Below are 19,157 nucleotides of genomic sequence, written 5' to 3' on the forward strand. Positions count from 1 at the left end.
GACTCCGCGCTTCCCCAATCTCACAATCATAGAAAGTGGGTCATTGTAGGGTTTTTTTCGTTCCCTGTTCTTGGTGCAGTGGTTGCAATCGCTGGCTCTGTTCAAAATTCCCCGGTCGATTCCGCCCTGTTGAACTCCGAGGTCGTGATCGAGGCTGTGGAGTTGAATTTGGCCGAACAGGGCGTGTACACCTTTGACCCTTTGGTGGCTGAAGAACGTATTCGTCGGGGCGATACCCTGGTGGGTTTGCTTGACCGAATGGGCGTAAACACCAGCGGCTTGGCGGCTTTTTTGGGGCAAGACAAAACAGCACGTAACCTGGTTAATTTGCGCGCCGGGCGAGTGCTCACGGTTCAACAAACTGCCGACGGTGATTTGCAATGGCTGCGCTACAAAAGCGGTATCGATGAAGACAGCCAGGAATCGATTCTGGTTCAAAAAACAAATGGTCAATTCACCGCCAAGCTTGAATCTGTAAATTTTCAGAAGCAAATCGTATTTCGTTCTGGGCAAATTGAGTCTTCCCTGTTCGCTGCGGCTGACAAGTCCGGGATGCCAGATTCAGTCGCAATTCAGCTGACAGAAATTTTCGGCTCTGACATCGATTTTCACCGTGAGCTACGCAAGGGCGACGAGTTCAAGGTTGTGTATGAAGACCTGACCCTCGAAGGCCGTTCTGCGCGAGCGGGTCGGGTATTGGCCGTAGAATTTGTGAACAACAACAAGCCGTTCAAGGCCTATTGGTTTGCGCCAAGCGGTAACCGCAATGCGGGGTATTACAACGAGGAAGGCCGTAGCCTGAAAAAGTCTTTCCTGCGGTCACCCCTCGCATTCTCACGCATTTCCTCGGGTTTCACCCCCCGTCGTTTCCATCCGATCCAACAGCGCTGGAAAGCGCACAACGGCGTTGATTACGCAGCGCCCACGGGCACGCCCATCATGGCCACCGCAAGTGGTACGGTCAAGTTCGCCGGCACCCAGAACGGTTATGGAAATTTTGTTGAAATACAGCATCACAGTGGTTACAGCACTGCGTATGCGCACCTATCCCGTTTTGGCAAAGGTGTGCGCGTGGGGCAGAAAGTTGAGCAAGGCGATGTAATTGGTTACGTGGGTTCCACTGGGTGGGCAACCGGCCCGCACCTGCATTATGAGTTCCGTGTGAACCGCGTTCCTAAAAATCCCTTGAGTATTACCGTTGCACAGGCCGAGCCGCTGGATCGCAACTCCTTCGGTGAGTTCAAGCGGGTACAGTTGGCACTGGATCGTCGCATGGAGTTGGCTACCGCGCAACGTTTGGCCCGTGCCCAATAAGCCATGATTGCCTTGGGCGCCATGTCTGGCACCAGTACAGACGGTGTTGACGTTGCGGCAGTTCAAATTGATCCAGACTCTCAGGAAATGCGGTTTCTCGGCGTGTTCAGTGCCGAGTTTCCGCCTGAGTTAAAGCAAGTACTGTTGTCCCTACAGGAAATCCCCCCTCGTTTTGCACCCAATATTGACCCAATCGCCACGCTTTTACAGGCCCGGAAAGATCTGACAGATCAATACGTTGGCGCGGTCAATGAATTGCTGTCTTTTCTTGGACTTGACTCTGGCGATGTGCGGGTACTGGGTGCCCATGGGCAAACACTTCGTCATCGCCCCGATCTTGGGTATACCTATCAAATGCTCGATGGGGCTTTGCTGGCCAGCCAAACAGGCATTGATGTCGTACATGATTTTCGGTCTAAAGATATCGCATTGGGCGGGCAGGGTGCTCCCCTTGTTCCGGCCTTTCACCAAGCCTGGTTGAATGGTAAGGGTGTTTACGATCAAACTGCGGTCTTGAACCTGGGTGGCTTTTCAAACTTGACTGTGCTGAATGGGCAAGGTCAGGCCCTGACAGGGGGGGATTGCGGTCCCGCCAACTGTTTAATGGACCTGTGGGCTCAACGTGCCTTCAGTTTGCCGATGGATCAAGATGGCGAGATCGCTGCCATGGGTAGTCCAGACACGGACCTGCTTGAACGTTTTTGGGCGCATCCTTTCTTTCATCAATCCTGGCCAAAGAGTACGGGTCGTGATGATTTCAGCGCGCAGTGGTTTGAGCAATGCCTTGCCGATTCGAATCAACTTTCTTCCGAAGACATAATGGCAACGTTGCTGGCCTTGACGGTGAGGGCGGTGAAGTCGTGTTTGCCCGTGTTGGTTGAACAAGTGTATGTGTGTGGCGGTGGCGCGAGAAACAGCACTTTGATTGGCCAGTTGCGTTGTGAATGCGCACCGGCCGACGTGCTGCCAATTGAGAACCTAGGCCTGCCAGCACAGGCGGTTGAGGCAACTGCGTTTGCCTGGTTGGGTGTGCAGTATCTACTGAACCTGGCGGGCAACTGCCCTACGGTTACGGGTGCAAGCAGACCCGCAGTTCTGGGTGCTTTGCATACGGCCAAGTAAAAAACCTGGCGGTGGTTAGTTTGGTATCAGTGAATTAGTAATATTTTTGCCGGCAATTTTTGAATCGCTCTGCGGGGTGTTGAATTCTGGCGGTGTTTTCTCCCTGTGTGGAAAAAGTTCGGATATCACGCTAAGACAGGCGTCAGCTTGACCTGGGATCAACGGAATTCGAATCATTTCATGTCCAAACTCAACTTGAGGATTGTTTTCCTGGCTCGCGTTGTAGATCAAAATACAACAGGGCTCATAGTCAAGCAGAGATCCAAGAAGTTTCAGTTGCTCAATGGCACTTACCTTTTGCGCCGGGTCGCCTGCATACAGTATGTAAACAGGTGACATGCCTTTGCGCAGGGCGGTAAGGTAAGCTCGATAGGCACCGTTGCGACTGAACTCCACCTTGTCGAACCCTTGAACGGGTAGCTTTCGTTGAATTTCGAGCAAATGCTCATTGCTCATGGCCATTACTTGGGCTTCAAATACCATTTGGGCAGTCAAAGCGGGTCGCTTGTTGCGGTGGTTGACTTCAGCCTCTTCGGGCAATATCACTTCGAATACCGAACCGGCGAGGTTACCGTTGTAATACCGGTTGCGGCATTCTGTTTTGGCAAGTATCTGCTCGCTTAGGTCTCGAACGATGTTGGAGCCATGCCCCCAGCCTTTGTTGTGCGCAGCCACTTTGTTGTTTTCGACGCCCGAACCTGTGTCTGCGATCTGAATGCTCACCCGCCCTTTTCGTCTTCGCAGTCCTACGACCACGCCACCTTTGTTGGTGTATTTGATGGCATTGTCCAGTCCATTGCGAATTATTTTCGACAGAGCTTCTTTGTTGCTCATGACTGTGATTTCACTGGGTACATATCGAATTTGAAGTTCTTTAACGTCCGCCAGCATCCGGTATTCTTCAATCAGCGGCGCAAGAATGTCATGAACTGCGACTGGGGCCATTGGGGCTGAGTGCTCAACCTGGGGGTACTTGATTGCATTGCCCAATTGATCAAAAAAATCCTCAAGCATGTTTTTTAGTGCTTTTTGAGCCGTTTGAATGTGCTGATACCGAGCGGTTACCTCTGGGTCTTTCGAGATGGCTTTCCCCACGCTGGCCAATATTCCCAAGGTGCTAAGGGGTTGGCGCAGGTCATGCCGAAAGTCTTTTAAAACCCGTCGTCCCCGAAATGCGAACTTCATGATGTCTTGATCAATTCTTGTCTGTCCTTCAAGCCCTTTTTTGGTACGTGTACGTGAGAAATCCTGAAACACCATGTGAAAAACACAGGTACCGAGCAGGATGTAAAACAGAACCTTGACCACAGAGTAGTCGATAAGCAAGGCCAGATCTGTGGACGTAGAGGCATGGAAGAGTCCGTTGACGATGCAATACAGCACACTGAAATACACGGCCTTGATTAACGTGACCTTGGGCAAATTGCTGTAGGTTTTGGTAATGGTCAATAAACAGACCGCTTGAATTCCAATAAATACGGTGTAGACCAGGCCAGAGGTGGTGAACATATCGGCAAGCGCTGTAATGCACGCAATTGAAAAGGGCACCAAAGCTGGTCGTTCTGCGGAGACAAGGCCTCGTTTTCGACCCAGAAAAGCGCTGCCAAAAAACAAAAATGAAAGCAATTGAAAGGCGGCGTGTACCGGATCACCATGTTGAAGTACTGGTTGTGTGTCGAAACCAAGAATGATGAATCCCAGCAGAACCACACCAATCACGGCGGCTGCGTTCTGCCGTTGATTGGGAAGGTGATTTGCAAAGAATGGGTATAAGGCAATACCCAGCAGTACGGCTAACCCTGATAGTGAACTGTCTGTCATTTTATAGTTATTAGAATTGGCCGGCTTGTTGCCGGCTATTGGTTTCTATGCCATGGCTGACGCATTGAGTCGCGGAATTTTGCGATAAAGACTGACGGCCTGGGTTCTGTTTTTCACATTCATGCGCGTGAAAATCTCGCGCAAGTGTGTTTTTATTGTTTCTGGTGACAAATCGAGCTTTCGGGCAATTTCCTTGTTAGAAAGACCCGAGGCCAGAAAATGCATGACTTGTTGTTGTTTGTGAGTTAACTGAATACCGTTGTTCTGACCCAGTCGCCCGGTGATATGTTCGCCGTTGGTTTGGCGATTTGACAGGGCATTGGGGCGCCACTGAACCTGTACGCCTGCACGGGTAAGCGCCTCTAGCAATACAGCTGAGGTTTGCTCAAACCCTTCTGATTTGGACAGTGTCCACGATGGGGCATGCTGGTTCGGTATCACAGAGTGAAGAAGTGTGTCATCGCCACTCATGATTAACGTGGGCAGGTTAGCACTCATCAAGGCCAGGGCGTCGATCACCTCTTGCCCTTGACCGTCGGGTAGACGCAGGTCGGTGATGATTAACGCCGGCGAATTCTTGGCGCACAGTTCTTTGGCATGAGCGATGCTGGCCGCGCAGAGAATGTCTGCGTTGGTTGCCACGAATTCGACCAGGTCTTTAATGCCTGTTGCGAAAAGTGGGTGATCCTCAATAACCAAAATTTGGTTTGATGGCATGAATGTCTCCTCCCGAGGAAAAGCTAGTTGAAAAGGTGTCACCAGATGTGAGCATGTAAACATCTTTATTGGATTAACACCTTTTTCCAACCCTCTTTAGGGGGAGTTAATCGTCTTGGGTTCATGCAGTCAATACGCAAAACCCGTAATTACAGTAATAATTCTCGAAATGGCTTAGTTCTGTTGCTTCTTTTCAGTGTGTTCAGGTCCTATTTCACAGGCTTGCAGACTGTTAAGCTGTGAACAGGCTGCTTTTCATTACAATAACGGGGTAGATCAGGAAGTTGTCTGATCCAGACTAGGCTCGAGCAAGAACCATGAGAACAAGATTAAGCGCCGCGACCAAGCCAGTGGATGAAACACAGGCCAGGGTGCGACGCAAAGAACAAACACGCCAGAATTTGATGCAGGCTGCACTTACCCTTGTGGGCAACGGGAGCAGCTTCACCGCCTTGGGCATTCGGGAAATTACCCGGGAGGCTGGCGTGGTGCCGACCGCGTTTTATCGACATTTCAAGACCACCGATGAATTGGGTCTGGCCCTTGTTGAGGACGGTGGTATTACCTTGCGGCGTTTGCTTCGTGAAGCAAGGCAGGCCAGTTTGCCTGGTGAGGACATGATTCGCCATTCCGTGAGTGTGTTTGTGACTTACCTGAAGCAACATCACCTGGAGTGGCGTTTTATCAGCTCCGAAAGATCAGGCGGTTCGCAATCGTTGCGAAATGCGATTCGAAATGAAATTGCACATTTCACCAATGAGATGGCCAGCGACTTGCGTCTGTTGAATATTTTCCCCGGACTTTCTACACACACCCTTACCTTGATTTGTAGTTTGGTGGTTACTTTGATGATGAACTCGGCCACTGACTTTCTGGATGTCAGGGCTGATCAACCACAAATTGAGAAAGAGATGCTCGACAATTTTGTGAAGCAGATCGTGATGGTGTTTCTTGGTGCTGCCCATTGGGAAGAAGAGCCAACGCAGTCACTTCTCAGTGGTTTGTCCAAACCAAAATGACCAAGCCTATTGTTTACGTTGATCTGGACGGCACGCTGAGCCCATCGGATGTGCTGCTTGAAAGTTGCTTGTTGCTTCTCAAGCGAAATATTTTTTACGTGTTTCCAATGTTGGTGTGGGCAATTCGCGGAGCCTGGGTATTTAAAACCGAGTTGGCCAAACGAATCGACCCGGTTTTGGATCACTTGCCGATTGATCCCTTGGTACTTGAGCGCTTGAATCAGCTGAGCTCTGCCGGACACGAACTGGTCTTGGCCAGTGCCTCCATGCGGCGCGATGTGCTGAAAATTTCTACTCGTCTGGGCGTGTTTGCCAGGGTTATTGCCAGCGAACACAGCAATTTGAAAGGGCAGCAGAAACTGCAAGCCATTCAGGCAGACAGCCAAGGTCAGCCCTTTATGTATTTTGGCGATGCCACTGTGGACATTCCGATCTGGAAGCGGGCGGCGCTCGCTTTTGGTGTGAACACGGGGCGAAGTACCCGCAGCAAGGCTGCAGCAGCAGGCATTCAGTTGAACCGCCTTGATACACGCCGCACAGGCCTGAAAGTGTGGTTCAAAGCAATGCGCCTGCAACAGTGGGCAAAGAACGGATTGCTGTTTTTACCGCTGATTGCTGCCCATGAAACTGACATCGTTCTGTGGAGCAAAATGGCATGGGGCTTTTTGGCGTTTGGCCTTTTGGCGTCCTCGACGTATATCTGGAATGACCTGATGGACTTGAACGCGGATCGCCAACATCCGCGCAAGCGCCATCGCCCCATGGCCAGTGGTGCGCTTGGCATCGGCAAAGCCTTTGTGTTCATGAAGCTTTTGGGCCTTTTGGGTTTTGCTGTGGCCTGGTTTGCAGTGGGTTGGCAATTTACCTTGGTGTTGTTGGTTTACACCGTGGTTACCTTGCTTTACACATTTGTTTTCAAGCGAACGGCTTTTGTGGATGTTTTGCTGTTGGCCATGCTGTACACGGTGCGGGTGATTGCAGGTGGTGTGGGCACTGGCATTGAACTATCCAGTTGGCTGTTGGCCATTTCCCTGTTTGTTTTTTTAAGTTTGGCATTGGTGAAGCGTTGCGCTGAACTCGAGTTTTTGCAACTTGAGGGTACTCAACCACAGGGGCGTGGGTACCGCATGACCGACCTCAGCTACCTGGTGTCCATGGGGATTTCCAGCGGGTTTGTGGCTGTACTGGTGTTGGCCTTGTATGTAGACAGTCAAAATGGCTCCATGTTGTATGCAACACCCGAGTTTTTGTGGGGTATTTGCCCCTTGTTCCTGTACTGGTTGATGCGGATCTGGATCATGACTTCCCGCAAGGAAATGATCGACGACCCAGTGCATTTCGCCATTCACGATCGCATCAGTTGGGGCTTCCTGGCTTCCGTGGGTGTGCTCGTCTATTTGGCCTCTTAAGACCCATTACACACATGCCAAGTCACTTTTCCCGACCCGATCAACACGGACCAGAGTTGACCCTGAAAACCGCGAAAAGCCTTTTTGGGTGGATTGTGGTGATCACTGCGGTCATCAAAATTTGGTTGGCCTGGTTTTTCCCGATGACAGGCGATGAGGCCTTCTTTCATTTGTGGTCGACTGACCTGAATTGGGGTTATTACGATCACCCTCCCATGGTGGGGTGGTGGTTGTGGGCACTTAGCCATTTGGGCAATGAGCCGATTGTAATTCGCAGCCTGACCCTGTTGCTGACCACCGCAATTGCAGGTGGGGTGGTGCTGCTGGCCCGCGAGTTGTTGCCCCGTGAGCAAGAGTCCCGGGCCTGGCTGGCAGGAGCCGTGTACCTGTCAATGCCAGCATCCTGGTTCGCTGTGTTTGTAACCACCGACACGCCCTTGATATTTTTCATGGGTCTTGCCATCTATGCGTATGTAAAAGCAATTCGGTCTGAATCGGGCGCAGGTATTTTTCTGGCGGGTTGTTTTTTGGGGCTGGCGTTTCTGTCCAAATATTTCGCAGTGTTGCTGGGTGTTGCATTTGGTTTTCATTTGATGTTTCAGCGGCAGCGCTTCAAGTACCTGTTTTTGCTACTTGCGGGTGTCTTGCCGTTTGCAAGCGTGAACATTGGGTACAACCTGCACAATTGCTGGAACAACATTATGTTCAACCTGGTGAACCGGCATGAGGATGCCCAGTTGGGCTGGGGTACTGTGCTCACCTACCTGGGGATGATGCTTTACCTGATCACACCTTGGGCCATGTGGAGTTTACTCAAGGGTAGCCGTGTGTGGCTGCGACAAAGCGCCTTGGCCTTCGCCTTGCTTGTGCCCTTGGTTTTGTTTCTGGTTATTTCGCTCGAGAAAACGGTGGGTTTGCATTGGGTGCTGGGATTTCTGCCCATTGCTTTTGTACTGCTGGCTCTGTGCACTCAGGGCATCTGGATGAAACGTTACGTTTGGTTCAATGCTTTTTTGTCTGTTCCGCATCTGGTTTTGTTTGGCTTGTTGATGCATGCCGATGTTTCTGTCTGGCCTAAAAAGGATTTTCAGGAAGATGTGCTTTTCCACAGAAACATGCCTGAAATTCTCGCCGAGTTTACACGCGACATGCCAGCCAATGGCGTGCTGACCACAATAGCCTATTCACCCGCCGCGTTAATGACCTACCACTATGGCCAAGTGGTACCAGTGTTCGGTCCAGGAAAATACCATGCACGCAACGACGATACCTTTGTGGATTGGCGGCAAATGGATGGCAAGCCCATTCGGATCGTGGCCAAGGCCAAGCCGATTGACCCATCGCTTTACACGGATTATCTCAGCGATATCTCGGTAAAAACGCAGACCATTGGTGGCGTGCCTTTCACGATTGTGGATGGCAGCAATTTCAATTATCAGCGGTTCAGGGATGTGGTGCTGCGGGAGGCCGTGGAAAAGTATTACCAAATCCCATCGGCTTTGCCTGTTCTGGATTGTCCGTTTGCACGCAAGTATGGATTCGAGGAAGAGTGCCGCCTGGGTGACATTGGTGTATTCAATTAGTCCACACCAAGCGGTTAAAGATTATTTTTCGTTGTCAACAATCGCTTGCCATTTAAGCTCGCCGTTCAGCGTGCTTTGCTGCTCACCGTCTTTAAGTTTGACAGGAATAACCCAACTGCCAGTCTCTGAGGTTTTTTCGGGTTTGTTGTCCAGGCGTGGATCGGCATAGGTCACAGTTCCGGTTTCCGACACTTTGACCCAGGGCGATTGGTCTGTTCCAGGGTTGTGGAAAAGTTCTACAGAGTTTGCCCAGGCATGCATGCTGTTTAGCCAAACTCCATCTTTGCGAAGTTCCAGGAATGGTTGCCCCTGGTCGTCGAGCACCTGGAACTCTCCTTTTGCCGTGCCCAGACGGCTTAACATGAAGGTGTTGCCACTCAGGCCGGGTACCATGGCGTTCAAGCCGGTGAAGTCGGGCTCATTGATCAACAAAGGGCGCCAGTAACCCGTCATGGGTTTTGGCTCAATACGTTCTATCCGGACATTGAGCGGTTTGCCGTTACTCAACAGGTTTAAGTTGAAATGAGCAACGTCCTCCTTGATCAAGCGCGGGTCGTACCACCCATAGCCGGGTTGCTTGTTCAACAGTACCCAGTTGGGTTTCATTTTTGGATTGTCTTTTAGCCGGTCAGGCACAGGGCCACCACCGGGCTGGCGGGAACGGTGCCAGCCTGTCGCGTTCAGATCCGCGTACAGTTTGTCGCCATCAAAGCGCAAAAAGGCGCGTTTGTCTTCTCCCAGGATCTCGATTTGCTGTTGTCCATCGGTGGCCAATGCAAATTGATAGGCGTTGGTTTTCACGACTTGCAGTGAAATGCCTTTGGGTAATTTGGCTTTCGGACTGACGGTGGGAATGCCACCTTCCGAACCATGCTCGGCATGCGCGAAAGCTGTGTTTGTAACAAATGGGCTGGAAATTAGCAGGGTAGAAAAAGAAAACGCCAGGCAGGCGCCCAGCGTTTTCTTCACCCAGTTCGTTTTAACGACGGGCATTGGCGGTCATCACTCCTTGTCCATTGTCATGCTTCAACATGAAGCTGACAGCTTTGGATGGCAACAGTGCACCATCCGCTTGCTTGGCGCGTACGAATGTCATGTAGGCACCTTGTGGAACTACAGCTGCCTGATCTGGAATGTTAAAGCGAATGCTTTGACCGGTCACAGTCAGTTGATTTTTGGGAATGACAACAGTGCGCTGGTCAGCGTCGGTCAAGTGGGTTGTCACTGTATGACGAACCAGGGAGATTGAGTCAATTTTGCTCATGTCTGTACCCGGTGCCATTTCCAGTGTTACTTGTTGCCCTTTGCGGAATTCACGCATCATTGTTTTGCCGTTGCCTACAGGTGTTGCATTGCCACCGGCGAAGCCAATCAAGTTGGGGCGGTTTGGATTGTTCACGTAGGGTGGTGAGTAAATCTCGAAAGAGGGATCACGACCATCGTTGGGTGAAAAGCCAAATGCTGCCAAATTGATGTTCTTCAGGTACAAGGTGGAAATTGGCGCATGGCCACCGATCAACACGCGACCATCTTGCATTAGCAAGGCAGTGTTGTGATAAGTGCGGGGGTTGTTGGCCACAGCCATTTGGGTCCACTTTTTGGTAACCGGATCAAAACGCTCTGCAGTTTTGCGGGGGAATTCCACGCCAGGGGCTGCAACACCGTCGCGGTCACCGCCGCTGAACACCATGACTGAATCATCGGGGATCAATACGCCTGAACCGTACCAGCGGGTTTCATTCAGCGAACCAGTTACTTCACTTTGATAGTCGACAATATTGTCACCATCAGTTTTCACTGTGTCGATGCGTGAAGCTGCAACTGCCACATATCCACCGGGCGAAGTAGCACCAACCAGCGGCAAAACGCCACCTGCTGTCAGGAAGCTGGCTTCCTTGTACTGACCCTGCGCATTGGGGCGCAGCGGCATCATGACGGAGAATGTGGAGCCACGCATGCCTGAACCAACGATTTTTTGAACCATTTGCTCAGGGTTGCCCCCAGGGTTCGCCGTGCTCAAAAGCTTTTGCAATGCTTGAGGGCTTTTCATGGGTGCGCTCATCAATGTTTTGGTGAGGGCGCTCATGGCTGCGTTGGGAGCAGTTTGTGGATTCAGAATTTGAGTCAGGGACTCAAGACCTGCGTCGCTGAATTTCAGCGGAAAACCCGCGTATGCCAGATCAGACCAGGTTTGGTTTGCTGGATTGTACGTTGCAGAAATATTCCACAGTGGCTGGTCATAAGACTGACCATTCGGGTTGAATGCCTGACCGCCCGCGTTGTAGTAAACATGGCCGTTGGGCAGCAGGTGAATTCTTGGGTACAAGGGAAGCGAGCGTTGAGCTGTTTGCGCGTTTACCGTCCACTTGTTCGTAACTGGATCATAGGTTTCGGTTTGAACCACATTCCTGCCGCTTTGCTCTGGTGCGTTAGGATAAATTGGTTTGATCAGCTTTGTGACGCCACTGGCCACGAACATTTTGCTATCGGGCAGCGTAATCAGCGCAGGGTACCAACGGCCAAAGTTCATGTCCGCCAACTGGCTCCATGTATTGGTGTTGGCATTGTAGGCGCGGCTATTCTTCAAGCCTTCCAGTTCAGTCAAACCGTAGCCAATGAAATTGCTGCCTGGCTCGCTGTAGTAGGCGGTTCCACCCACGGCCATAATGCGACCGTCGGCCAGCATGGCCACGTCGGCGCAGAACAGGGCACCATCCGCGCTGTTGGTTTCTTTGTTGGACAGGCCAGGAATGAGTTCAGTAATTTCATAGCCGTCGGGGTTTGCACCAGAATCCACGTCGGTTGGGCGAGTCCACAGGCTGGCAGCGTTTGCTCCCTCTGGAATTCGCATCATGCGTGTCTGGTCGTTAATGGCTTTTTGACCAAAATCAAGCAAAATGCTGAATTCGAAATCTTCGGTTCCTTCAAGGGCGTTGAAGTACAGGAAGTCTCCGTTTGGCAGCAATGAAATGGTGCCGGCGGCAGGTTTGCAGCGAAGCTTCCCATTGGCGCCAATGCCTTCGCACTTGTTGTCAGTGCGGAAGCCTTGCAGGTCTGGGTTGTTGTCGTCGCCCACAGAGCGTTCGTACACGAACGGCTCAGCGAAAGGCTTGGTGAAAGAGCCTTTTTGGCCCTCAGCTGCCACACCTTTGTTTGTGCTTACGGGGTTGAATTTCGCACCGATCAGGTCATCAAGAAGACCGGCTTGTACGGGTAGAGCAGTTCCCAATCCAATGGCGATTACTGCAGATAATTTATTCAGCTTGAACACGTGTCATCTCCTCCTAGCAAGCTGTTTTTGTAGAAGAAAGACCAGGCGCAGCTGTTTTGGTACTGCGATTGCTCTTCCTTGCCTGTGTTAACAGTTGTTACTGTTGAAGTGCATTTTTAGATGCATCTTTCTAAAAATAATAACCGTGATTATGGTTTTGAACAATCGTTGCAATACTATTAAAAAACAGTAATGCAACGTATATCAGGCAATCATTTGGATGTTCTTTGAGAAGGATTTGTGAGCAAAGTCAACAGGCAAGCAGAAAAGAAAAAACCCCCCAGCTTTCACTGAGGGGTTTCTTGTTTGGTGGCGAATCAGGGATTCGAACCCCGGACCTGCGGATTATGATTCCGTCGCTCTAACCGGCTGAGCTAATTCGCCGAAGACCGAGATTATAACTGAGCTTTCTCAAAAAAAGAAGCGCTTCTTCACTTCTTTGTGATCAAACTTAAACCATGCGCTCAACACGCCACATTTGATATTTCAAAGCCGCCATGGCGCCAACAACAATGCTGCCCAAAGCCACAAAGGATCCCAGTGAAAGGGTGCTTACACCGCTTAAACCCTGGCCCACTGTGCAGCCCAAGGCCAGCACCCCGCCTACACCCATCAGCACAGCCCCCACCGTGTGGTTGGCTGTGTCTTCAACGCCCTGAAACGTTTCCCAGCGAAAAGATTTTTCAAGCAAGGCGTTGGCCGTGGCACCCAGAATCACGCCGAAACAAGCCACTACACCCACTGTGAGCACGCGTGTGATGTCTGAGAAAAACATGAGCCATTCAAGGGTATACGCATAGGGGGCCACAAAGCTGAAGCCTTCGGCACGGTTTGCATAACTACCCAAATAGGCTGCCTCCAGGGTATCCGGATGTTCTGGAATGTAGGCCACCTGAAACACAATCCACCACGCTGCCAAGATGGTCAGCCCCACGCCTGCGCCACCCACAATCACTTCTTTGTTCCAGGCAGATTTGCTGGCCAAAGTACCGATCAACAAGGCTGCGGGCAAGGCAATGGCCAGAATTTGAACCAGGGTGCCTGACTCGGCGCTGATCAGATTGGCCAGGAGTTCGGGGAGGTAGGGGCTGCTGCTGAATTCAAAACGAACCGGGTCAAGGTAATTGGCGCGGAACACGCCAAATACGCCTTTAAGCGTCATGTAGGCCGTAATTCCCATAATGACAAACACCATGAGTGCCTTTAAATTGCCGGCGCCAAGGCGAATCAGTGTTTTGCTGCCGCAACCCGAGGCCAACACCATGCCTGCGCCGAAAAGCAAACCGCCGACAATGCCGGACAACCAAGACCATTGGCTGTTTAGGAAAATGGTGTCGTTCAGATTCGCATGGCCGGTGATGCTCAAGCCCTGTAAGCCGAGTGCTGCAACTGCAATGGCCAGCAACCACATGCGCATCCGGTTCCAGTCGCCAAAGTTGACTACATCGGCAATTGCACCCATGGTGCAAAAGTGCGTGCGGTGGGAAATGGCACCGAAGGCCAGGCCAACCGCGAATGTGGCCCAAAGCACAGTGCTTTGGATACTGCTAAGGTTGATTTCTTCCATGAACCGGCACCTTTGGATTGAAGTGCCAGTATTTTAACTGTGTCTGCACACTTGCGGGCGTGCAGGCTGTGATTAGTTTGGTGCGATCACTTCAGTGCTTCCAGTCGCGCTTTCGCGCTCGCCGCTGCGGGGCTGCCTGGGTACTTGGTGATCAGCTCACCCAGCGTTTTCTTGGCGCCTGGAATACTTTTCAACTCCAGTTGAGAGCTGGCCATGCTGAGCAATGCATCGGGAGCACGAGGGCTGTCCGGGAAGTCTTTCGCCAAATCGCGTTGGGTAATCAGTGCCGATTTATACTCGCCCTGCGCGAACTGTGTACTGCCCAGAAAGTAGCGAACCTGTGGCTCAAGCTTGCTTTGTTTGTATTTGTTCAGGAAATCCTGAAATTGCAGGGCAGCGTCTTTGTAATTTCCTGCCTTGAAATGATCAAGGCCAGCTTGGTAATTGTTGAATTGTTCTGGGGGAACTGTGAGCTCTTCGCCATCCAGTTGAACGGCCTTGGGTTCCAATTGCTTGATGCGTTCGTCAAGATTGGTATACAGAATTCGATTGTCTTCTTGTAGTTTTCTAATGTTGTTATTAGCGACTTCGAGATCACCACGCAAGCGGGCGATCTCTCGGTCTTTTTCACTCAGGGATTGGGCCAGTGATAGCTGCCCCTGATTTGAGGCCTCCATTCGAGCAACCCGATCTTCAAGTACTTTAACCTGCTGGCGCAAGTCCAGAATTGCCTTGCGTGCTTCCGTGTCATCGAATATCGCAAAAGCGGAATTGGATGCAAAGGCGCAGAACAGGGCAGTTGCCCAGGTAAGTTGCTTGAAGTTAAAAGTCATCTCGAATGGGTTCCTTGATTACTGGTAAACGATGTCAGAGCGACGGTTTTCAGCCCAAGCTGCTTCGTTGCTGCCAGTGGCTTTTGGCTTTTCCTTGCCGAAGCTTACTGTTTCAACTTGACCTTCTTTTACGCCCAAAGCCAGCATCAGTGTTTTCACTGCGTCGGCACGGCGCTGACCCAAGGCCAGGTTGTACTCAGCACCGCCGCGTTCGTCGGTATTGCCTTGAACAACGATTTTACGGCTTGGGTTGGCAACCAGATATTTGGCGTGGTTTTGAACCAGATCGCGATACTCGGACTTGACAGAGTAGCTGTCGTAGTCAAAGTAAACGCTGCGCTTGGCCAATACACCTTGTGGGTCGTTCAGTGGGTCGGCGTCACCTGGGGTTACTGTGGGTACGGCGCGGCCGTCACCTGAACCTGGGGCTGTGCCAGTTTTTGATTCAACTGTAGGCTTGTCGTTCAAAGGAACGGCAGAGCTACAAGCGGCCAATACTGCCACCATTGCGGAAATTGCCAGGTACTTGACCATTGAGTGTTTCATATTTTTCTCCAGACCTAAAGAATGTTTAGTGTAAAACCAGTTAAAACAAATGCAAAATCAATCATTAATGAATGGACCCCAAGTGGGTTCCGAAATGTCAGCACCAGAACTGCTCAAGGTGTACTTGATTCGTCCGTCTTTTGACACCACGGCCAAGGTCCCTTTGCCGCCCGACTTGGTTGCATACAAAATGTAGCGTCCATTCGGCGCGAAACTTGGGCTTTCATCCCGCCCTGTATTGGTCAGCAGCATCTCTGTGCCGCCCCCCAAATCAAGCGCGGCGATTCGAAACTGCCCGTCTCGACGAGTTACATATGTCAATGTTTTGTCATCGGGACTAATTCGAGGCGAGATATTGTATCCACCTTCGAATGTCACGCGTGACGCATCACCGCCATTTGTACCCATTCGGTAAATTTGTGGACCACCTCCGCGATCAGAGGTGAAATAGATGCTTCGACCATCATGGCTGTAAACGGGCTCGGTGTTGATTCCACCTGTGTTGGTCAAGCGGTTCAAGCCAGATCCATCTGCACTCATCGAGAAAATTTGTGACCCACCATCTTTGGTTAACACCACAGCAATTTGCTGACCATTCGTTGACCATGCTGGCGCACTGTTGCTGCCCCTGAAATTCGCCAACGCCTTGCGACGACCTGTTGCAAGTGTGTGAACAAATACGACAGGTTTACGAGTTTCGAAGGAAACATAGGCAAGTTGTGTGCCGTCTGGTGACCAAGCTGGCGAAATAATTGGCTCTTTGGAGGCCAGTGCAACTTGAGGATTGGCACCGTCGGCATCGGCAATAATCAGACGATAGCGACCTGGGGATTTTTCTACATACGCCAGGCGAGTAGCAAACACGCCTTTTTCACCCAGCATTTTCTCGTATACAAAATCAGCGATTTTGTGGGCATGCAAGCGCAAGGCAGACGCTGCGATCACATAGCTGAATTTGCCCAATGACTTTTGTTGCGCTGTGTCGTGCAGGTTGAAGCGCAAATCCAGTCTGCCGTCTGGCAGCTTTTTGACTGAACCCACGATCAGCGCATCAACACCAATTGATTTCCATGCTGAAGGGTCGATCAGGGTGGACTCATTGAGTTCCACATTGCTGGTGGTGTTGATCGAGCGAAAAAAGCCGCTGCGAACCAAATCGTCCTCAATTACCTTTTTAATGTCTTCGGGCAAACCTTGGTTGCCCTGAAATGGTGCAGCGGAGAATGCGATTTGATTCGCCCCCACGCCGGTAATGTCAATTTTCAGTTGCGCTTGGGCAGGCGTTGTTGTGGCCAGCAAAGTGGCCGCGGCAAAGAGGGTGTATGCAGCACGCCGAAAACGGGTCCACAGGGTACTAGACGGTTGTAAATACATGGCTTGGTTGGCGTAGTTCATTGTTTCACTATGAATTAAACGTCTTTTGGACGAAATGAGAGGACAAGCACCGGTTCAACTGAACCGTCTTCGGCCCTGGGTAGTGGACTAGAGCGTTGTAAGGCGCGCTCTACAGCGCTGTCCCACGCTGGCAACCCACTGCTTTTTTTCTGTGTGATAGAGACAATTTCCCCATTGGGAAGTTGCTTGACTTCGAAAACTGCTTCTGGGTTTCCATCGACTGAGTCGGCTCCAGGGAACACCAGTTTGCTGCGCACGTACTGTCGAATTCGATCGCTGTACAGCGCCTTGTTGCGACTGGTGCCAGCCGAGGTGCTGCCCGTGTTTGGCGAACCACCCATAATGCGGGCCAGTTCTTCCTGACGAAGCTTTTTGGCCAATTCAGGATCAATTTTTGGTTCAACTTTCTTCGGCTCAGGCTTTGGCTCAGGCTTGGGCTTGGGCTCAGGTTTTTTGGGCTCAGGCTTTGGTTCAGGCTTCGGTTCTGGTTTTTTTGGCTCGGGTTTGGGTTCTGGCTTTGGCTCAGGCTTTTTTTTCGGCTCGGGCTTGGGCAATTCAATGTCTGCTTTTGGAGGTTCTACCGGCTTTGGTGGCGGTGGTGTTTCAACCACAGGCTCGGGCTTGGGTGGTTCTGGCACGGGCTCAGGTTTGGGTTGTTGAACAGCCACTCGTTCGTTGGCTGGCATTTCAGACCACAACACCGCTTCAAACGCGGCCGGTTCTTCGGTATTCCAATTGAGCCCCACCACAAAAAACGCAACCAAAGTTAAATGAGCCAACACAGACACAGTCAGGCCCGCCTTTTCACCAGTGTGATCAACTGGTGGGTCAAGGCGCGCCTCAAGCCCGCTTTCCTTGCTCATTTTGGAAAGCAGTGCTTCATGGGCTGATGTAAATTCCCAGCCGTTGCGTGGACGGGTTAAATCAGTGCTCATTTGCTTTTTGGCTTCACCAGCAGGCCCACTTTCTGAATTTGCGCACTTTGCAGTGCATCCATCGCATCGACCACGGCCTGGTATTGAATGGCTTTTTCCGCAGAAATTACAACTGGGCGATCAGGTTCATCTGCCTGAAGTTTTCTCACTTCTGCGGCCAGTTGCTCCAACGTCACTTCAGTGCTTTTGTTTGTTTTCATGTCTTTCACCACCAAATTACCCACTTGGCGCACGGTGACTTCAATGGGGCGCATTTGTTTGGGCGGGTTGGTGTTGGCCATGGACGGCAAGTCGATAACCGACGGGGTGATCATTGGGGCCGTGACCATGAAGATGATCAGCAGCACCAACATCACGTCGATGTAGGGCACCACATTGATCTCGTTCATGGCGCGTCTGGATTTTCGTCCAAGTTCGGCTTTCATCGATTAAATTTCCTGTTGCTCATTACTGGCATTAGTGCTGACGTTGCAGAATATTCAAAAACTCTTCAACGAAAGATTCAAACTGGGTGGACAAACGATCAATGTCGTTGGCATAGCGGTTGTAGGCCACAACAGCGGGAATGGCGGCAAACAGGCCAATTGCGGTGGCAATCAGGGCTTCTGCAATGCCTGGTGCGACCGATGCAAGCGTGGCTTGCTGCACGTTGGCCAGGCCCACGAAGGCATGCATGATGCCCCAAACGGTTCCGAACAGGCCAATGTAGGGGCTGACTGAGCCGGCCGATGCCAGGAATGGCAGGTTGCGTTCAAGGATTTCATTTTCGCGCTGAAAGGCGGCTTTCATGGCACGGCGGGCGCCGTCAATGATCAGCGAATAATCGGTCAGGCCTTTTTTGTCGCGAGCGCGAAGAAATTCGCTCATACCGGCCTCGAAAATTCTCTCGAGTGGGCCTGCATCGTTTCTGCGCATGCCAGCTCGCTGAAACAGCGTGTTGAGATCGCCGCCTGACCAGAATTCTTCTTCGAACTTGTCGGCTTGTTGCTTGGTTCGCTTGAGTACCGCCCATTTCTTGAAAATGGTGGCCCAGGAAATGAGGGAAATCATGACCAAAATCAACATGACCAGCTGAACAACCAGACTGGCCTCTGCGATCAGGGAAATGAACGACATGTCGGTAGAGATATCCATTAACAATCCGCGGTAAGGAAAATGATTTGAGTCTTGTAACGCACTAGGGCATCAATTGGTTGAGTTGCGCGTACACGGCAGGCGGTATTGCACTGGGTTTCAAAGTTTCAGTGTTGACACAGCCCACTTTGGTTTTGCCCTCGCACAGCACTTCGCCGTTGCGCGTTACGGTTTGTTTGAAGACTGCAGAAACTCGCTTAAGTTCAGTAAGTTCCGTCGATATTTCAAGTATATCCTCAAGTTTAGCAGAGCGTAGGTAGTTCAATTCAGTTCGGCTGACAACGAAGACCAAATGATGGTCATTCATCAGCGATTTCATGCCAATGCTTTGCTGAAGGAACCATTCGCTTCGAGCGCGTTCCATGAACTTGAGGTAATTCCCGTAATACACAATGCCGCCCGCATCGGTGTCTTCGAAATACACACGCAGTGAATACTTGAATGTCATTAAATGGCCCGTCTCTAGTATGCTAACGGTATTGTAAGCAGGA

Annotated in this window: 17 protein-coding genes and 1 tRNA gene; 5 read left to right on the forward strand and 13 right to left on the reverse strand. The window is 51.2% G+C overall.

The features are described from left to right. Nucleotides 1-78: 78 nt before the first annotated feature. The gene (locus tag ACVL1J_RS10920) at nucleotides 79-1,314 is read left to right on the forward strand and encodes a M23 family metallopeptidase (protein WP_341236283.1); all 1,236 of its coding nucleotides are present in this window, start codon (nucleotides 79-81) and stop codon (nucleotides 1,312-1,314) included. A gap of 3 nt (nucleotides 1,315-1,317) precedes the next feature. Continuing rightward, nucleotides 1,318-2,436 (forward strand): anhydro-N-acetylmuramic acid kinase, encoded by a 1,119-nt coding sequence (locus tag ACVL1J_RS10925; RefSeq protein ID WP_341236282.1) that lies wholly within the window; start codon nucleotides 1,318-1,320, stop codon nucleotides 2,434-2,436. 15 nt (nucleotides 2,437-2,451) lie between these two features. On the opposite strand, the gene ACVL1J_RS10930 is transcribed toward ACVL1J_RS10925, so the two are convergent. Both ACVL1J_RS10930 and ACVL1J_RS10935 read right to left on the reverse strand, forming a co-directional pair. Continuing rightward, entirely contained in the window at nucleotides 2,452-4,257 is a 1,806-nt protein-coding gene (locus tag ACVL1J_RS10930; protein ID WP_341236281.1) for a sensor histidine kinase, read from the reverse strand. A 45-nt stretch (nucleotides 4,258-4,302) separates the two neighbouring features. Further along, nucleotides 4,303-4,974, reverse strand: coding sequence for a response regulator transcription factor (locus ACVL1J_RS10935; protein WP_159568272.1), 672 nt, complete (start codon nucleotides 4,972-4,974; stop codon nucleotides 4,303-4,305). Nucleotides 4,975-5,291: 317 nt separating this feature from the next. On the opposite strand from ACVL1J_RS10935, the gene fabR reads away from it, so the two are divergent. From fabR to ACVL1J_RS10950, 3 genes are read left to right on the forward strand one after another with little or no spacing between them, the layout of a single operon-like run. Continuing rightward, complete coding sequence (gene fabR / locus ACVL1J_RS10940) at nucleotides 5,292-5,993, forward strand: HTH-type transcriptional repressor FabR (protein ID WP_159568273.1); 702 nt, start codon at nucleotides 5,292-5,294, stop codon at nucleotides 5,991-5,993. Next, the gene (locus tag ACVL1J_RS10945; RefSeq protein ID WP_159568274.1) at nucleotides 5,990-7,402 is read left to right on the forward strand and encodes a UbiA family prenyltransferase; all 1,413 of its coding nucleotides are present in this window, start codon (nucleotides 5,990-5,992) and stop codon (nucleotides 7,400-7,402) included. The genes fabR and ACVL1J_RS10945 overlap by 4 nt, the downstream gene beginning before the upstream one ends. 14 nt (nucleotides 7,403-7,416) lie before the next feature. Beyond that, the gene (locus ACVL1J_RS10950) at nucleotides 7,417-8,985 is read left to right on the forward strand and encodes an ArnT family glycosyltransferase (RefSeq protein ID WP_341236280.1); all 1,569 of its coding nucleotides are present in this window, start codon (nucleotides 7,417-7,419) and stop codon (nucleotides 8,983-8,985) included. A 21-nt stretch (nucleotides 8,986-9,006) separates the two neighbouring features. Here ACVL1J_RS10950 and ACVL1J_RS10955 read toward each other — a convergent pair whose 3' ends face one another. The 11 genes from ACVL1J_RS10955 to ybgC form a co-directional block, all read right to left on the reverse strand. Then, entirely contained in the window at nucleotides 9,007-9,978 is a 972-nt protein-coding gene (locus tag ACVL1J_RS10955) for a hypothetical protein (protein WP_341236279.1), read from the reverse strand. Continuing rightward, on the reverse strand, nucleotides 9,965-12,256 hold the full coding sequence (locus tag ACVL1J_RS10960) for a galactose oxidase-like domain-containing protein (RefSeq protein WP_341236278.1): 2,292 nt from the start codon (nucleotides 12,254-12,256) through the stop codon (nucleotides 9,965-9,967). Before ACVL1J_RS10960 ends, ACVL1J_RS10955 begins: the two co-directional genes overlap by 14 nt. A gap of 307 nt (nucleotides 12,257-12,563) precedes the next feature. After that, nucleotides 12,564-12,640 (reverse strand) — tRNA-Met (locus tag ACVL1J_RS10965). Between the two features lie 67 nt (nucleotides 12,641-12,707). Beyond that, on the reverse strand, nucleotides 12,708-13,823 hold the full coding sequence (locus tag ACVL1J_RS10970) for a YeeE/YedE family protein (protein WP_341236277.1): 1,116 nt from the start codon (nucleotides 13,821-13,823) through the stop codon (nucleotides 12,708-12,710). A gap of 86 nt (nucleotides 13,824-13,909) precedes the next feature. Continuing rightward, nucleotides 13,910-14,656, reverse strand: coding sequence for a tol-pal system protein YbgF (ybgF, locus tag ACVL1J_RS10975; RefSeq protein WP_341236276.1), 747 nt, complete (start codon nucleotides 14,654-14,656; stop codon nucleotides 13,910-13,912). An 18-nt stretch (nucleotides 14,657-14,674) separates the two neighbouring features. Beyond that, complete coding sequence (pal, locus tag ACVL1J_RS10980) at nucleotides 14,675-15,202, reverse strand: peptidoglycan-associated lipoprotein Pal (protein WP_159568280.1); 528 nt, start codon at nucleotides 15,200-15,202, stop codon at nucleotides 14,675-14,677. Between the two features lie 57 nt (nucleotides 15,203-15,259). Next, complete coding sequence (gene tolB, locus ACVL1J_RS10985) at nucleotides 15,260-16,597, reverse strand: Tol-Pal system beta propeller repeat protein TolB (RefSeq protein ID WP_341236275.1); 1,338 nt, start codon at nucleotides 16,595-16,597, stop codon at nucleotides 15,260-15,262. Nucleotides 16,598-16,611: 14 nt separating this feature from the next. Continuing rightward, nucleotides 16,612-17,532, reverse strand: a complete 921-nt coding sequence (locus ACVL1J_RS10990; RefSeq protein WP_341236274.1) for an energy transducer TonB — start codon at nucleotides 17,530-17,532, stop codon at nucleotides 16,612-16,614. Beyond that, complete coding sequence (tolR, locus tag ACVL1J_RS10995; protein WP_341236273.1) at nucleotides 17,529-17,957, reverse strand: protein TolR; 429 nt, start codon at nucleotides 17,955-17,957, stop codon at nucleotides 17,529-17,531. The genes ACVL1J_RS10990 and tolR overlap by 4 nt, the downstream gene beginning before the upstream one ends. Nucleotides 17,958-17,988: 31 nt before the next feature. Beyond that, nucleotides 17,989-18,666 carry a protein TolQ gene (gene tolQ / locus ACVL1J_RS11000; RefSeq protein WP_040513351.1) on the reverse strand — a complete coding sequence of 226 codons (678 nt, stop codon included), beginning with the start codon at nucleotides 18,664-18,666 and terminating at the stop codon, nucleotides 17,989-17,991. Between the two features lie 43 nt (nucleotides 18,667-18,709). Continuing rightward, entirely contained in the window at nucleotides 18,710-19,114 is a 405-nt protein-coding gene (ybgC, locus tag ACVL1J_RS11005; protein ID WP_159568283.1) for a tol-pal system-associated acyl-CoA thioesterase, read from the reverse strand. Nucleotides 19,115-19,157 lie beyond the last annotated feature (43 nt).

It is taken from the genome of Limnobacter sp. G6BE5S (genome assembly GCF_058448965.1).

What these genes read in the sequence shown, in the direction of transcription:
- ACVL1J_RS10925 (WP_341236282.1), top strand. Translation starts at nt 1,318, where the DNA reads ATGATTGCCTTGGGCGCCATGTCTGGCACCAGTACAGACGGTGTTGAC.
- ACVL1J_RS10930 (WP_341236281.1), bottom strand. Translation starts at nt 4,257, where the DNA reads ATGACAGACAGTTCACTATCAGGGTTAGCCGTACTGCTGGGTATTGCC.
- ACVL1J_RS10935 (WP_159568272.1), bottom strand. Translation starts at nt 4,974, where the DNA reads ATGCCATCAAACCAAATTTTGGTTATTGAGGATCACCCACTTTTCGCA.
- fabR (WP_159568273.1), top strand. Translation starts at nt 5,292, where the DNA reads ATGAGAACAAGATTAAGCGCCGCGACCAAGCCAGTGGATGAAACACAG.
- ACVL1J_RS10945 (WP_159568274.1), top strand. Translation starts at nt 5,990, where the DNA reads ATGACCAAGCCTATTGTTTACGTTGATCTGGACGGCACGCTGAGCCCA.
- ACVL1J_RS10950 (WP_341236280.1), top strand. Translation starts at nt 7,417, where the DNA reads ATGCCAAGTCACTTTTCCCGACCCGATCAACACGGACCAGAGTTGACC.
- ACVL1J_RS10955 (WP_341236279.1), bottom strand. Translation starts at nt 9,978, where the DNA reads ATGCCCGTCGTTAAAACGAACTGGGTGAAGAAAACGCTGGGCGCCTGC.
- ACVL1J_RS10970 (WP_341236277.1), bottom strand. Translation starts at nt 13,823, where the DNA reads ATGGAAGAAATCAACCTTAGCAGTATCCAAAGCACTGTGCTTTGGGCC.
- ybgF (WP_341236276.1), bottom strand. Translation starts at nt 14,656, where the DNA reads ATGACTTTTAACTTCAAGCAACTTACCTGGGCAACTGCCCTGTTCTGC.
- pal (WP_159568280.1), bottom strand. Translation starts at nt 15,202, where the DNA reads ATGAAACACTCAATGGTCAAGTACCTGGCAATTTCCGCAATGGTGGCA.
- tolB (WP_341236275.1), bottom strand. Translation starts at nt 16,597, where the DNA reads ATGAACTACGCCAACCAAGCCATGTATTTACAACCGTCTAGTACCCTG.
- ACVL1J_RS10990 (WP_341236274.1), bottom strand. Translation starts at nt 17,532, where the DNA reads ATGAGCACTGATTTAACCCGTCCACGCAACGGCTGGGAATTTACATCA.
- tolR (WP_341236273.1), bottom strand. Translation starts at nt 17,957, where the DNA reads ATGAAAGCCGAACTTGGACGAAAATCCAGACGCGCCATGAACGAGATC.
- tolQ (WP_040513351.1), bottom strand. Translation starts at nt 18,666, where the DNA reads ATGGATATCTCTACCGACATGTCGTTCATTTCCCTGATCGCAGAGGCC.
- ybgC (WP_159568283.1), bottom strand. Translation starts at nt 19,114, where the DNA reads ATGACATTCAAGTATTCACTGCGTGTGTATTTCGAAGACACCGATGCG.